The sequence below is a fragment of the Wolbachia endosymbiont (group B) of Protocalliphora azurea genome (genome assembly GCF_947251865.1).
Taxonomy (GTDB): Bacteria; Pseudomonadota; Alphaproteobacteria; order Rickettsiales; family Anaplasmataceae; genus Wolbachia.
Map to the genome: position 1 here is coordinate 854,338 of NZ_OX366394.1, position 15,154 is coordinate 869,491.

Consider the following 15,154-nt stretch of genomic DNA (forward strand, 5'->3'; position numbering starts at 1 on the left):
TCTATTTTTAACCTAGTATCCAGAATAAAAAAATATCAAAGTCATCATATTATATCACGAACCTTTTCCAAGACTTTTTTTATATTTTCGCTTGAAAGTGGAATTAAGCCAAGCCTAGATAAATATCCACCTTCAGTACTAATAGAGTCTACAACTTCTCTAATGAATTCCCTTAATCCATCAACAGTATCTAAGTGTTCTTTCTTTATATAAAGATATAAAGGCCTTGCTAACATATACTCCCCCGATGATATATTTTTATAAGTTGGCTCAATTCCTGCGATTGTGCTTCCTTGAATCTCATCTTGGTTTTTCGCTAAAAAGCTGAAGCTAAATATTCCTAAAGCATTTTTATTGCTCTTCAATTTTTGTATTATTATGTTTTCATTAATTCCAACTTCTATATATCTTCCATCATCTCTGATATTACTACATGCTTTCTTTCTTTTTTCTTGGTCTTGATAATTCTCTTTGAAAATCCTTGAGTTCATACATGAATATTGATCAAGCATAATAAAATTAATCAAAGTTTCATGTGTACCTGTATTTTGATGTGGGCCATAGATTTTAATTTCTGTTTTTGGTAGAGCTTGATTTACATCAGACCAAAATTTCTTGTTATTCTTTACTAATCTATCATTGTCTTCAGAATATGAAGATAAAGTTTCAAACAGGTCATTTTTTGTAAAATCAAATCTATGGCTTTGATTTGAATTTGCAATAACAATTCCATCATAGCCAATTATTATCTCTATTACTTCATTCACTTTATTTCTTTTACATAATTCTCTCTCTACTTCCTTCATAGGGCGAGATGAAGTAGTGATATCTGGTGTGCCTTCCCCTATTCCTGAACAAAACATTTTGAACCCTGATCCACTTCCTATCGATTCTACAACTGGAGTTTTAAAGGAAAATATACGGCTGAATTCTTCAGATATAAATGAGATAAAAGGAAAAACAGTTGAAGATCCAACAATTCTGATATATCTTCTGGCATCAACATTTGACAGTGGGATGAGTAATACAAATGCAAAAATAAGGAAAAGGCGTTTCAGCATCGTTTTCGCTCAAGAGTGTAAACTTAATTATCGTAATAAAAAATCAAACTGAAAAGCTTTTTTTCTAGATTTCAAAAGGTATAACGATCAAATGTGTGCGTAATGATGAGATCTGAATCACAGCATTCATACAACTGTATCTATATCGAATCCTCTTATGTTTTTCAATACTGAAAAATTCTTTCATATTAACTTAATGATGCAATATATCCTTTTCTTTAATAGATAAGTCATCATCGACTTTTTTTACATTATCATCAGTAATGTTTTGTATTTCCTTTTTGGCAACATGAAAATCATCTTCTGAGATTTCCTTATTTTTCTTCATTTCCTCTATTTCTTCCATAACATCTCTGCGTATATTTCTAATTGCAACTCGTGCATTTTCAGAAAATTGATGCAATAGTTTCACTAATTTTTCACGAGTTTCTTGTGTTAAGTCTGGAAGAACTATACGTATAGTATTTCCTTCAACAACAGGATTTAAATTTAGGTTAGCATTGATTATCGCATTTTTCACTTCACCGACAACAGTAGCATCCCAAACTTTAACTGATAGAGTTTTGTTATCTATAGCTGAAACGCCTGCAACTTGGTTCAGTTTTTGATGTCCACCATAGATATTTACAACTATACCATCAAGTAATGATGAGTTAGCTCTACCAGTACGTACACCTTTCATATCATCATGAAAAGACTGAATAGTTTTTAGCATTCTTTCTTTTGTTTTAGCTTTTATTTCGTTTAACATAAATTACCTAATGTTTATAATCTGAGACTATAGTATAAGTACCTTGACCTTTAATAATATTGACCATTTTTTCACTTTTCAAAGAAAAAACTACAATTGGAATAGAATTTTCACGAGCAAGTGAAATTGCTGACGCATCCATAACCTTCAAATCACGAGTTAACAAATCTGTGTAAGAAAGCCTATCGTACATTACAGCATTCTCATTTTTTTTTGGATCAGCAGAATACACGCCACTTACTTGCGTACCTTTTAAAATAACATTACAATTCATTTCAACAGCGCGTAAAGCTGCAGCTGTATCCGTAGTAAAAAATGGATTACCCGTTCCTGCTGCAAAAATTATCACCCTGCCCTCTTCTAAATGATGAATAGCCTTCCTTCTTATATAAGGTTCACATATAGTAGTCATAGGTATAGCAGACAACACCCTAGAGACTATAGAGCTTTTTTCTAAAAAATTTTGCAAAATTAAAGCATTAATAACAGTACCAAGCATTCCAATATAATCACTGCTTGCTCTTTCACAGCCACTTAAAGATGCTGATGCACCACGAAAAATATTCCCACCACCAACAACAATACAAACTTGAACTCCGAGATTACAAACTTCAACTATGTCTTTGGATAGTTTATCTATAACTTCCATATCATGGCCAAATAGCTTTGATCCCATCAAAGCCTCCCCAGAGATTTTGAATAACACTCTGGGGTACTTTACTTCTGAAGTTTTGTTACTTATTTGCACCATCCAAAGTAAGTAACTTATAATTAGCTAATTTAACAGCACTTGATTCTATAAAATCAGCAATCTTCATTTTATCATCTTTTATAAACTTCTGCTCTAGTAGAACAACTTCTTCATAGTATTTAGCCATTCGTCCATCTACTATTTTTTTCGCTACCTCTTCAGGTTTATTTAAGCTCTTTACTTGCTCCTCAATTATAGAACGCTCATTGTTTAATTTTTCTTGATCTAAATCATCTATAGATAAAGCTTCAGGTTTCATAGCAACTACATGCATAGCTATTTGCTTTCCAATCTCTTGTTTATCACCAGATGATTGCAATGCTACTAAAGCACCAATCTTACCTAAGCCATGCATATCACCATGTACATAGCCAGCAATAATCCCATCCTTAGTCTCTAGGTAGCAAAGATTGCTTAACTCTAACTTCTCACCAAGAACCGATGTACCACTCATAATAGCTTCCTGTACTGTACCAACATCTTCATATTTGGCATTTTTTAACTCATCAAGACTAGTACAACGTTCTTGACAAGCAATTGATGCTAAATTTGAAACTAATGCTATGAACTTCTCATTTCTAGCAACAAAATCAGTTTCACAATTGACTTTAACCAATACACCATAATTTTTAGCCAAGCACATAGCAATAAGCCCATCTGAAGCTACTCTATCAGACTTTTTGTCAGCTTTAGCAAATCCTATTGTACGTAACCTATCAACGGCTTTCTTAATATCACCATCACACTCTTCTAACGCTTTCTTACAATCGCTTAAGCCAAGCCCTGTTCTATCGCGTAATTCCCTTATACTACTTGAATCCATCTTCATTTACTTACTATTACCTCCCTTTCTGTTTCATCCTTCATACGCTTCTTTTTAGTTTGCACAATACCCCCTTCTTTTTCTTGAATAAGCTCATCATCCTTAACTCTAGACCTTGTCAAACTAGACTCTATTCCAGCTAATATAGAATCAGCAGCTAATTTACAGTAGAGCTCTATTGATTTTCTTGAATCATCATTTCCTGATATAGGATAGGCAATATCATCTGGGTCAGAATTGGTATCAAGTACTCCAACTACAGGAATACCCAGTTTTTTAGCCTCTTTAACCGCTATATGCTCTTTGTTAGTATCAATAATGAATAAAATATCAGGAACTGCTCCCATTTCTCTAATGCCACCCAATTCTTTATCAAGCTTTTTTCTTTTCTTTTCAATATTTCCTAATTCTTTTTTTGTTAAGATACTATCTTCATCATTTAATATTTTCTCATATTGTATCAAAGTTTTTATCGAAGAAGAAACAGTGTTCCAATTAGTAAGCATACCACCAAGCCATCGATCATTTACATAATATTGACCACAACGAACCGCTTCACTTGCAACAATATCTAAAGCTTGAAATTTCGTACCAACAAATAAAATGCGACCATCTTGAGATGCAACATCGTATAAAGCTTTCATTGCCGCCTCTAACAATGGTAATGTTTTTCGTAAGTCTATTATGTGTATACGATTCTGTTGATGTACACCATATATATATGGGGCCATTTTCGCATTCCAGCGACTAACTTTATGGCCAAAATGCACACCAGATTCAGCTAAATCACGTATAGTGACTTTAGGCAAATTTGTCATATTTACTCCTCCAAATAGTTTATCCTCCATGGCATAACCCTAACGGGACTACTTGCATAAGCCATGTGTGAAATTAAGTTATTTACATAGTAATAAAAAAGACAAAAAAGCGCAAACAAAAAATATTGACAAGTAGCAACACGTTGATTAGCTTTAAGATTGCAAACGTTAAAAAGCAATGGGGGGTGTAGCTCAGTTGGTTAGAGCGCATGCCTGTCACGCATGAGGTCGTGAGTTCAAGTCTCATCACTCCCGCCATTACAGCAGAAACACCTTAAAATTCCTTAAGTTTCTTATTAATTTGAATTAATTTCTTTCAGAGACTTGACATGATATTGTAATTGCTGCTTAATCTATTTAACTTTATCGTTAATAATTGGGATTAAATATGTTCATTTCTGAGGTTTTTGCGGCAGATGCGACTAACAATGTATCAGCATCTGTTGCTAGCTTTATTCCACTCATTTTAATATTTGTAGTATTTTATTTTCTCATTATTCGTCCCAATCACAAAAAACTAAAAGAACATAGAAGGATGATAGATCAAATAAAACGTGGTGATACGGTTATTACTTCTAGTGGAATAATAGGTGAAGTAAACAAAGTTGACGAAGTAAATGCACAACTAATACTAGAAATAGCACCAAAAATTGAAATAAAAATCCTAAAGTCTGCTATATCTGAAATCTTAAATAAAGAAATTCAAAAGCCAGTAGCTAAATCTATTGAAAAAAGCAAAGTTGAAAAGAATGGCAAGAAAAATAAACTAGAGGAAAGTAAAAAAGACAAAAATGCTTCATAATTTAAGAAGTGTGTGGAATATTAGGTATAGTAAGTAGCGGTGATTCAGTAATACCAACTTTACTAACCGCGTTGCAAAAATTGGAATACAGAGGTTATGACTCTTCAGGTATAGCAATTATAAATAATAGAGGTAAGATAGAAGTAAAAAAATCAGAAGGTAAAGTTGAAAGATTGTGTGAAGTTGTTCATGAGAGCAAGATATCTAGTAGCAAAGTTGGTATAGCACATACTCGTTGGGCTACACATGGAGCTCCAAATCTTAAAAATGCTCATCCCATTTATATAAATAATGTTGTTGTTGCTCATAATGGCATAATTGAAAATTACAATATATTAAAAAAGGATCTGGAAGAAAAGGGAGTATCTTTCCACACCGATACTGATACAGAAGTGATACCAAACATATTAACTTCATATCTTGATGAAGGGTTATCACCAATTGATTCTATATTACAGTGTCTAAACAATTTACAAGGTTCACTTGCTTTGGCTTTATTATTTGCAGAATATCCAGATACTTTATTTGTTGCAAAAAGAAATTTGCCTTTAGCAATAGGATATAACTGTAATAAAGTGTTTGCTGCTTCTGATACTAATACTTTGAATTCATTTGTAGAAAAAATATTGCATTTAGAAGATAATGATATTGCAGTAATAAAATCTAACGAATTCAGTATATATAATAATGGTATACAAGTTAAACGCAGAACAGAAAATAGCAGTCCAAGAAATTTTCTAATTAGTAAAAATGGTTACCCTAGCTTTATGCTAAAAGAAATTTTTGAGCAACCGTATGCATTAAACAAAACAATAAATCAATTTTATAAACAATATAAAGAAATCAACAAAGAATTATTTTCTGAACTAGGTTACATTACTATAGTTGGATGCGGTTCATCCTATTTTGCTGGACTAATAGCAAAGTGTTGGCTGGAAAGTATTGCTCAAATTCGGGTATATCTAGAAATCTCGTCAGAATTTAGGTATAGCAGCGTCAAGCTCGAAGAAGGTAGTATTGGCTTATTCATTTCTCAATCTGGTGAAACTGCAGATACTATGGAAGCACTACGTTATGCGAGATTGCAGAAACAAATGATCATTAGCATAATTAATACATTTAATAGCAGCATAGAAAAAGCCTCAGATATTGTATTGCATACTCTTGCTGGACCTGAGATTGGTGTTGCTTCGACAAAAACCTTTTCTACGCAGCTTGCAATTTTAGCATGCTTTGCTGTAGAGCTTGGAAAAATAAAAGGTATACTGGGTAGAGAGAGGATAAAGGAACTAAGCGGTGCTATTAATTCCATTCCCGAACATGTAGAGCATGTTTTGAATGTGATGGAAATACAACATATATCAGGCAGTATATTAGAGCACAATAATATAATTATAATTGGGAGAGGAAGCTCATATGGAGTTGCAATGGAAGGTGCATTGAAGATAAAAGAGCTTTCATATATCAACACAATTGGTATTGCAGCGGGAGAAATGAAGCACGGTTCTATCGCCTTGATAGACTCTACTGTACTTGTTATCGCAATTATTCCTTACGATAATTTATTCTTTAAAACGCTATCCAATATACAAGAGATTATTGCAAGAAAAGGTAAAGTAATTGCCTTTAGTGATAAGCAAGGAGCACCGCTCTTAAAGGGAATTTGCATAGATGTGGTGCAACTTCCAGAAGTTGACAATTTTGTTTCTCCAATTATCTACAGTGTTGCTATGCAATTTCTTGCTTATTCTATTGCAGAAAAAAAAGGGTTAGATGTAGATTGTCCGAGAAATTTAGCTAAATCTGTCACAGTTGAGTAACTTATTTAAAGTGAGTTGCTAATTAACAGCTCTAATTGTCAGTTATAAATTACTGAATTTTACTAATAAATTCATTGCTATCATTAGCCCTCTGCGAAAGAATATGTAACTAATGTAAGGATGAGAGAGGCTAAAATCCACGCCTCAAATTAACAAGATTTGCCATTATGGTTACCAGACACAACTTAACCTAGCAAGCAAGAATTAACTAACAGAAAAATTGAAAACTAATATCAGTCTCTTATGTAATGCTACTAATATTTTTCTAATATGTTTTCTATTCAGGAAAGTCTACATCGCCATAACAATATTTACTAGAATGAGGTCTTGTCTCATTGTAAAAACACAACCAATGATCAACGTCTATCTGAAGATCTTCTAATGAATTGTAGATTGTTTTACAAAAAAAGAGGAGTAAATGAGAGTTCAGTAACTTGATTATAGAGTTGTACTGCCTTTCCATATTTGAAGCAAGTTGTTATTCTATCTCAAACCGTAGCACAAAGTAATACCAATTCCCACTATGCAAAGAACAGATAGACAATAATGGGAAAGAAGTGATAATAAAGTAGATAAAATAGAGAGGTATAAATGGCATTAAGGTCAAAACTATTAGACGAAAAAGTTGTAAATTTGGCGAAAGAAATGTTAAAAAAGGTCAGAAATAACGCATATGTTTCAAAAAAGTTACAAGCGGTGATAGCAGGAAAAGAAAGTAGTATAAGCGCTGTGGCAAGAATATGTAAAATTTCAAGGACTGCTTTGACTGAATGGATAAAGCATCTAAAATTTGGTAGAGTAGAAAGATTATTTGCCCCGTCTCAGCGGCGAAGAAAAAGCAAATTAAAGAAAAATCAACGTGAGCAAATTGAAATATGGGTAGAAAGAAATCCAAATATTACTATTAAGGAAGTGCAGATAAAAATCTCAGAGGAATTTGGCCTAAACATTAGCAAATCAACAGTGCACCGTGAGATACAAAGGATGAAATTTTCTTATATAACACCGAGGCCAATGCACCATAAACAAGATAAAAACAAGCAAGAAGAGTTTAAAAAATACTTCAATAAAATAGTCAATTCCCACCCTGAAAAAGAGGTGTTTTTTTGATGAATCACGATTTGGAACTCATTCAAAAATCGGACACGGATGGTTTAAAAAAGGGGTCAGAACGCAGGTTAAAATGAAAATTGGTAGACAAAATTTCTATATCTACAGTGCGGTAAATCCAAGAAGTGGTAAGAAAATCAGCCTACTTGCTCCATATGTAAACACTGATTGTATGAATATATTTCTGGAGCAGATGTCGAAAGATTTAGGCACGAAAAAAGCCTTTCTTGTAATGGATTGTGCAAGTTGGCATAGATCAAAAAGTTTGAAATTTCAGGAAAACATTACCATTATATACTTGCCTCCTTATTCACCGGAACTGAATCCTGTTGAGAGGTTGTGGCAATATATCAAATACAATACTTTACGTAACAGAGTCTACGATACCATAGGCTTACTTGCAGATGTTCTGTGTAATTTTATTGTCAGTATTTCCAGCACTACTATTAAACGAGTTTGTAATGTTTCTTATTTGTTCGATTAGTAATGGAATTTGGTATAAATATGGCAATTTACACTAAAATTTTCTGTTTATGATTTATATTATGTAAAGATACTATTTGACCTTGAGCTTTAAAGATATTATGTAATAGCATTATTTAATATGCGAGGTTTATTATGGCTAAAGTAAGTGCTGGTGAAAACTCAAAAAAGCTTAAAGATGGTAAAAATCAGCCCATATCACCAAAAAAGTTCAAAGGCAGTCAGTCTATGTCACCAAAACGGAGTCAGAATTCTGGTGAAAAGCTATGGAATGCATTAGAATCATTAGAAGAAGCAAAATCAGAGTTGAAAAAAAGAAAATTTGAAATAGAACTAAAAAAAGACACTGAAATATCAGACGAAGGAATAGAAAAAGTAGTGGAATTGGAAAGGAAAACAGAAAAAGAGATAGAAGAAATAGCAATGCCAATATCAACGTTACTACTTAAGGAAACAATAATAAAATTACAAGGAACAAAAATAATAAATTTTTTAAAAAAATTAGAAAAACAAGTAAAAGAAATGCAAGAATTATGTAAGAAACTAGAATTAAATGCTAAAATAGAAGAAGAAGATCTAAATAAGCTCGAGGATATAAAGAAAGAATCAGAAAAGTGTTGCAGAGAGTTAGTGAGCTATATGCCTAATTCAAATAATCCTAGAATGTTGTACACTGCTGTTATTGGTGTTGGTCTTGCTGTTGGGCTGGTAGCAAGTACTATACTTGAACATACAACTAGACTAAGTATATTAGCAATAATTGGCATAGCTACAGCATCTGCACTCGTAGCTGGTGGTGCTACATATGAAGCACTAAGACCTAATACTAAAATAGATGAATCAAAAGAAGTCCAAATAAAGAGTTCTCATCACTCACTTTCCTAATCACACTTTAATTCAAACTTTATCAGTTTTATTCAAGTTGCTTCTAAAAGGAGAATATCAATGGTGTTCTCCTTACTGATTTGGTTAAAATGCAGAAAACGCCTATGTCAAAATTTACACAGATGTTAAGTGCTGCCACTAATTCCCAGTTAGTACAATTTGTGTATCTTATTGACATATTTAATTTATTCTGTTACAATTTTTAGTAATTAGGTTGGGGTAAAACAATGAAGAGTTTTAAATGGCTACTTAATCAAGTCAGACTTTCATGGATTAGCTTAATATCAAAAGTAAAGAGCTTTTTTCAAACTAACGATACACATCATCAAACAACTGCTAGCAATGGAAATGATCATACAAGAAAAATAAGTGTAGAAAATACAATAGAGGAGAAAGTTAATGAAGAGGATGTATGGTATGATTCTCTGAAAGAACAAGAGCCAGGTGAAAAAGAAAGAGATCTGGATGAAGAAGAATTTTTTGATGCTATTGAAAATTTGGATGAAGAGGAAGTGAGTGCTAACATAGAAGGAAAAGAGTATGAAAAAAATAAGTACTATAGTCTACAAGATGGTCTACAAGAAAAAAATGAATTTGATCACACAACGCACACTCTTACACTTGCTTTTGAAATTGAAAAGCCATTTCCAGACTCTGACCTTAGTAAATTTAAGTTATGCGAACTTAAGCAAAATAATGATCAGAAAAGTCGAATAGAATTACACTCTGAATATCTCAATATTTATTTTCCTAAGTATTTTGAGAAACACAGAAAAAAAGGAGCATACACTGAACTTTTTTCTCAAGAAGAAAATGGAATTAGCAATGATATTATCATCCCATTAGAAGTTCCAAAAGAGGTAGGGATACTTACTGAAAAATTCGGTCGGATGAACTTCATAAAAGCAAATATACAATCTCAAATACCAGATTTTCCGGGAGATATAAATCTAAAAGATTGTAAAGATCATGTAAACTTCTATCTTAATTCAAATAATACTATATCTCTTTTTCTAACGTCAGCACCGATAAAATTTGCAGCTAAATTATCAGGTACTCCAACAGAAACAAACTGGCCAATAAAGGATATTCTAGTCAGAGGTAGTTTTATTAATCAGCATATTGATAAGCAAACTAGAGTTGAAAAAGTGATTGAGCCTTATATTGATAAGCATTCTATAGTTGAAGAAGCTTTTGAAGTAGTTAACGTAGAATGTGCATCAGAGCTGAAGATTTCTCAACCTAGCATATAGCTTTATATTCTTTCATCAGCATGATATAATTTTGTGCAGATTGTGTAATATGTTTAATTTCCTCATCTGACATTTTTTTGAAGAATTGTGCTGGCCTGCCAGCCCATACTTCACCACTTTTTATCACTTTCCCATGCGTTACCAGTGAGCCAGCAGCTACCATAGCTTCAGATTCCACAATCGCATGATCCATTATAACAGAGCCCATACCAATAAATGCTTTATCATGTATCGTGCATGCATGTAACACACAAAAATGTCCAACCGTCACCATACTACCAATAATCGTATCACCGCCTGGATTTCTATCTACATGAATTACGGTGCCATCTTGAATATTCGTTTCATCACCTATTTTGATTGATCCAACATCTCCTCTGATCACACAATTAAACCAGATACTCGCATTCCTTCCTATTTCAACGTTACCTATGATACGCACACCATCTGCGATAAAAGAACTTTCATCCATTTTTGGTTCATAATCTTTGTATTTTAAAATGTGATAGCTCATAATTTAAATAAGGTTTAATACATACTTGGATTCCAGTAGTCAAGTTACTCGGGTAAATATATTCTTGACTTATGATCCTTATGCTCCTAAAATCTTTATTTTTAGCTCTATTCATAATGTCAGTAACAGTACTTAGTGTACTTCAAATAATATTAGTTGTTGTATTGGTAATTTTAGTGCTCCTGCAGCCACCTGGAAGTAGTTCATTAAGTGGCTTTAGTAATTCACAACAGGGAATGAATTCAATAATTCCGATAAAGTCTTCTGAAAATCCACTCAGTAGAATAACTTCTATAGTTGCTGGGCTGTTCATTATAAATACACTGTTACTATCAGGATTATGTTCAAAAGATGTACATAAAAAATCAATTGCAGAGAAGATTATATCAGAAAAGAAGCAAGAAGGCCAATCAACTTCTGTTCCATTTGAAAATTAATGAAAGAAACCAAGTTTATCTTTGTTACAGGTGGAGTTGTTTCATCACTTGGTAAGGGTTTAGTTGCTTCAAGTGTGGGAGCACTTCTTCAAGCTCATGGATTCAATGTTCGCATCAGAAAGCTTGACCCATATCTCAACATTGATCCTGGAACAATGAGCCCAGCTCAGCACGGGGAAGTATTTGTTACTGAGGATGGTGCTGAAACTGATTTAGACCTTGGACATTACGAGCGTTTTACTAAAATTAAAGCAACCAAGGACGACAATATAACAACTGGTAAAGTATATAATAAATTATTAAAGAAGGAAAGGTGTGGTGATTATCTAGGCAAAACTGTGCAAATCATTCCTCATGTGACAGATTTAATCAAATCTTTCATTTTTAATGGTACAGAAGATTTAGATTTTGTAATATGCGAAATAGGCGGAACCGTAGGTGATATTGAAAGCCAACCGTTTTTGGAAGCTATACGCCAAGTTAATTATAAACTAGGAAAGCAAAAAGTTATCCTTATTCACTTAACTTTAATACCATATCTCACTGCAGCACAAGAATTAAAGACAAAACCGACACAGCATTCAGTTCGAGAGTTAAACTCTGCGGGGTTACAACCAGATATTATATTATGTCGCAGTGAAAAAGAAATTTCCGATAATCAAAAAGAAAAGATAGCCAATCTTTGCAATGTTTCTTTATCTAACGTAATACCTGCTCCTGATGTAAACCATATATACGAGTTACCGTCCTTGTATAATCAATGTGGGCTCGGGACACAAATTTTGGATCACTTTCACTTAAGTAAGCCAAAACCAAGCTTACCTGAATGGGACCAAATAGTACACTCTATGAAACATCCAACACAAGAAGTTATCGTTTCCATAGTAGGAAAATATACTGAATTTCCTGACGCATATAAATCACTGATTGAAGCATTAAACCATGGTGCAATTAGTAATAAAGCTAGAGTGAAGATAAATTGGGTCAACTCAAGAGAAGAGAATGGAAAATCTATAGATGCAAAGTTTATCAGAGAAAAATTACAAAGCTCTAATTCAGTCCTTGTTCCAGGAGGATTTGGTGATAATGGAATAGAAGGTAAAATATTAGCAATAAACTATGCCCGTGTAAATAACATTCCTTTTTTAGGAATATGTCTTGGTATGCAGCTTGCAGTGATTGAATTTGCTCGTAACGTTATTAAGCTTGAAGATGTACACTCTGAAGAATTTTATACTTGCAAACACCCAATCATCAAGCTCGCTGATGGTAAGAACGTTGATCTTGGTGGAACCATGAGACTTGGAACATACAAGTGTAATGTAAATCCAAATTCAAAAATGGCAAATGTGTATAGTAGTGTCACTATTTCAGAAAGACACAGACACAGATATATAGTTAATTTAGATTATAAAAATAACTTAGAAGAGAATGGAATGATATGCAGTGGTATATCAGAAGATAAAACATGCATAGAGGCAGTGGAGCTAAAAAATCACTCATGGTTTATTGGTGTGCAATTTCATCCAGAATTTCAATCAAGACCATTTTCTCCTCATCCTCTCTTTACATCATTTATTAAGGCAACTATTGACAATAGAGTTTAATAGAACTTAATAAACTCTATTCTAATAGAGAGGTAAAAATGTTACTAAGAAATAGTAAAGATAGCATTACATATGGATCTGCGACCTTCGAGGAATTGAATAGGCATGTAGAACAAATAATATATAAATTAGAGGAGGATCAAATTATAGAGGATATAATGGAAGAAGTAGTTGTAGCTATAAACGAACTAAAATCGGTAGAAGAAATAAAAAAATATTTAAAGCGAGAAATAGATAGCCTTGTAAAAAGGACAATAGTCCTTAGTGAATTCTATAACCTAGAAAAAATAGAAAAGCCAAGAAAAGAAAATTATATTTACCCAAGCACCTAATGTTTAAGTACCAATACATGGAACTTGCCATAGAGCAAGCAAAACTTGCTCAGAAAGATGGCGAAGTGCCAATAGGCGCTGTAATAGTTAATGGAAACAATATCATCTCCTCTGCACACAATATATCTAATGATCCAACTGCACATGCAGAAATGTTAACAATTAGACAAGCATTTTCAACTTCCACGCTTTATGAAGCTGAAATGTACGTAACGTTAGAGCCGTGCCCGATGTGCGCTCAAGCTATCTCTTTTGCAAAAATTAAACGTCTGTACTTCGGGGCTTACAATCCCAAAGGTGGAGGAGTTGAAAACGGCACTAGAATATTTCAATTCTGTAACCACATACCTGAAGTTTATGGTGGAATATTAGAAACAAAATGTTCTCTTTTGTTAAAAGATTTCTTTGAGAAATTGAGAACTTAGGGGAGTGGTTTAAGAAATGATAGATAGGAGATTATGAAAAGGGTTTAGCCGCATGGAAGTGGGATGAAAAGAAGCACTGGTTTCACATGCGTCTGAACAGACAGCATTTTAAATTTGTCCTGTGCAATGTTTGTACAGTTGCGATAAAAATTACTTGACAAATTTTGACAGCTTTGTTATTTTGATAGTGAAGATATTCTAGAGCTCGAAATCTATCTTCGTCTGCAGACTTTTCAACTTCATTAATTTATAATCTCTAGTTAAAGTATATTGGTATAGATAACTTCTATCATAGCTATATACATTTTTCTGAGTTTTTTTGTATTACTTAGGAGGATCATCATGTTTAAAATCATGGATTACGCATATCATTGACATAAATGCCTTAAAAGGACAAATGGTACCTACGTCCTCGTTATATAGATTATGTATTTGTTCAGATACGACTAAATTGTGTCTAGTGTAGAAAAAATTAGACAAATTCAGCCTTATATAGAACCAAATTCAACGAAAGTAGAATTATCCTCATTTTCATAATAATAAGGATTTGCTTCTTGCGTATTATTAACAGCAGTTTTTAATAGTACTTCCTTATCACTATCCCATGCAACTTTCTCCATAATTGCATTATAATCTTTACACTTTTGATCATTTCCACAGTCCCTGATTTTACCATTAAGCTTTAGATAAGGCTTTAATGAATTATAGTGTACTTGAGTATTATTGCCCTCTTTATCTATCATATTCCCTGCGTTATTAACAATTATCAATGGTGCAACTTGTTTCGCTTTCACAATATTTGCTCCACCGGGGTCTTTGATGAGATCAGGACATGATTCTCTAGAAAAAAAATTCTTGTTTAATTCTTTATTATCATAATCAGTGCCAAACTGGCAGAAACTCTTAACCTTCTCGTCCTGACAAGCTAACTCTAGTGGACTATCAATACATTTAAGACATTTCGTATTACTAAAGTTGGCTGCTGAACTAATATTATCAGTAAAGGCAAATTTAAAATTTACTGCACCATAAACACCCTCTGATCCCTTTTCTATATATGGCACAATTTTAGAATTACTATACATCTCAGGATAGAGTTCTTTTAATAAATCAGATGTATTAAAACCTTGACAACCTATCTTATTATTCGATTTATACAAAGTAGCCTTAGGCCCACAAATTCCTGGCAGGCTAAGATCTGGTGTTATTTCTCGAGATGTAATTTCTCCACTTTCATTCCCTACGGGAATGTTCAAAAAAGTGTGTCAAACCGAAAAAAAAG

The 15,154-nt window shown here is 33.0% G+C and carries 16 protein-coding genes, 1 tRNA gene and 1 pseudogene; 10 read left to right on the forward strand and 8 right to left on the reverse strand.

The genetic code is table 11. The features are described 5' to 3' along the window. Positions 1-44: 44 nt before the first annotated feature. From OPR35_RS04050 to rpsB, 5 genes are all read right to left on the reverse strand, one after another. Positions 45-1,061, reverse strand: a complete 1,017-nt coding sequence (locus OPR35_RS04050) for a substrate-binding domain-containing protein (RefSeq protein WP_012482020.1) — start codon at positions 1,059-1,061, stop codon at positions 45-47. 193 nt (positions 1,062-1,254) lie between these two features. Beyond that, positions 1,255-1,812, reverse strand: a complete 558-nt coding sequence (gene frr / locus OPR35_RS04055) for a ribosome recycling factor (RefSeq protein ID WP_214303504.1) — start codon at positions 1,810-1,812, stop codon at positions 1,255-1,257. Positions 1,813-1,819: 7 nt separating this feature from the next. Then, on the reverse strand, positions 1,820-2,563 hold the full coding sequence (gene pyrH, locus OPR35_RS04060; RefSeq protein ID WP_015588403.1) for a UMP kinase: 744 nt from the start codon (positions 2,561-2,563) through the stop codon (positions 1,820-1,822). Continuing rightward, a complete protein-coding gene (tsf, locus tag OPR35_RS04065) occupies positions 2,547-3,392 on the reverse strand; it encodes a translation elongation factor Ts (RefSeq protein ID WP_108784350.1) in 846 nt (281 codons plus the stop codon). Before tsf ends, pyrH begins: the two co-directional genes overlap by 17 nt. After that, positions 3,389-4,204, reverse strand: a complete 816-nt coding sequence (gene rpsB, locus OPR35_RS04070) for a 30S ribosomal protein S2 (RefSeq protein WP_012482019.1) — start codon at positions 4,202-4,204, stop codon at positions 3,389-3,391. Before rpsB ends, tsf begins: the two co-directional genes overlap by 4 nt. A 181-nt stretch (positions 4,205-4,385) precedes the next feature. On the opposite strand from rpsB, the gene OPR35_RS04075 reads away from it, so the two are divergent. From OPR35_RS04075 to glmS, 3 genes are all read left to right on the forward strand, one after another. Continuing rightward, positions 4,386-4,462 (forward strand) — tRNA-Asp (locus OPR35_RS04075). 130 nt (positions 4,463-4,592) lie between these two features. After that, positions 4,593-5,006 carry a preprotein translocase subunit YajC gene (gene yajC, locus OPR35_RS04080; protein ID WP_006012489.1) on the forward strand — a complete coding sequence of 138 codons (414 nt, stop codon included), beginning with the start codon at positions 4,593-4,595 and terminating at the stop codon, positions 5,004-5,006. An 8-nt stretch (positions 5,007-5,014) separates the two neighbouring features. Next, a complete protein-coding gene (gene glmS, locus OPR35_RS04085) occupies positions 5,015-6,826 on the forward strand; it encodes a glutamine--fructose-6-phosphate transaminase (isomerizing) (RefSeq protein WP_007302597.1) in 1,812 nt (603 codons plus the stop codon). A 298-nt stretch (positions 6,827-7,124) separates the two neighbouring features. Here the strand turns inward: glmS and OPR35_RS07450 are convergent. Continuing rightward, positions 7,125-7,238: pseudogene (locus tag OPR35_RS07450) on the reverse strand (IS481 family transposase); the annotation flags it as partial. 179 nt (positions 7,239-7,417) lie between these two features. Between OPR35_RS07450 and OPR35_RS04090 the strand changes: the two are divergent. From OPR35_RS04090 to OPR35_RS04100, 3 genes are all read left to right on the forward strand, one after another. Then, positions 7,418-8,420, forward strand: a protein-coding gene (locus OPR35_RS04090) for an IS630 family transposase (protein WP_230608967.1) whose coding sequence is annotated in 2 segments (ribosomal slippage) — positions 7,418-7,927 and positions 7,929-8,420 — 1,002 coding nt in all. Because the reading frame shifts where the segments join, the coding sequence is not laid out codon by codon here. A 134-nt stretch (positions 8,421-8,554) separates the two neighbouring features. Continuing rightward, a complete protein-coding gene (locus tag OPR35_RS04095; RefSeq protein ID WP_007302596.1) occupies positions 8,555-9,304 on the forward strand; it encodes a hypothetical protein in 750 nt (249 codons plus the stop codon). 227 nt (positions 9,305-9,531) lie between these two features. Beyond that, positions 9,532-10,557: a hypothetical protein gene (locus OPR35_RS04100; RefSeq protein WP_265024709.1), complete on the forward strand. Its 1,026-nt coding sequence runs from the start codon at positions 9,532-9,534 to the stop codon at positions 10,555-10,557. Here OPR35_RS04100 and OPR35_RS04105 read toward each other — a convergent pair. Then, positions 10,547-11,071, reverse strand: coding sequence for a gamma carbonic anhydrase family protein (locus OPR35_RS04105; RefSeq protein WP_015588396.1), 525 nt, complete (start codon positions 11,069-11,071; stop codon positions 10,547-10,549). The genes OPR35_RS04100 and OPR35_RS04105 overlap by 11 nt on opposite strands. 116 nt (positions 11,072-11,187) lie before the next feature. On the opposite strand from OPR35_RS04105, the gene secG reads away from it, so the two are divergent. The 4 genes from secG to OPR35_RS04125 are packed head-to-tail and all read left to right on the forward strand — an operon-like array spanning position 11,188 to position 13,872. Continuing rightward, the gene (secG, locus tag OPR35_RS04110; protein WP_214303352.1) at positions 11,188-11,508 is read left to right on the forward strand and encodes a preprotein translocase subunit SecG; all 321 of its coding nucleotides are present in this window, start codon (positions 11,188-11,190) and stop codon (positions 11,506-11,508) included. Further along, positions 11,508-13,115: a CTP synthase gene (locus OPR35_RS04115; protein ID WP_052265041.1), complete on the forward strand. Its 1,608-nt coding sequence runs from the start codon at positions 11,508-11,510 to the stop codon at positions 13,113-13,115. The genes secG and OPR35_RS04115 overlap by 1 nt, the downstream gene beginning before the upstream one ends. 38 nt (positions 13,116-13,153) lie before the next feature. Beyond that, positions 13,154-13,447, forward strand: a complete 294-nt coding sequence (locus OPR35_RS04120) for a hypothetical protein (protein ID WP_007302591.1) — start codon at positions 13,154-13,156, stop codon at positions 13,445-13,447. A 17-nt stretch (positions 13,448-13,464) separates the two neighbouring features. Beyond that, on the forward strand, positions 13,465-13,872 hold the full coding sequence (locus OPR35_RS04125) for a nucleoside deaminase (protein ID WP_010404879.1): 408 nt from the start codon (positions 13,465-13,467) through the stop codon (positions 13,870-13,872). A gap of 488 nt (positions 13,873-14,360) precedes the next feature. On the opposite strand, the gene OPR35_RS04130 is transcribed toward OPR35_RS04125, so the two are convergent. After that, positions 14,361-15,128: a hypothetical protein gene (locus OPR35_RS04130; RefSeq protein ID WP_265024710.1), complete on the reverse strand. Its 768-nt coding sequence runs from the start codon at positions 15,126-15,128 to the stop codon at positions 14,361-14,363. Between the last annotated feature and the right edge of the window lie 26 nt (positions 15,129-15,154).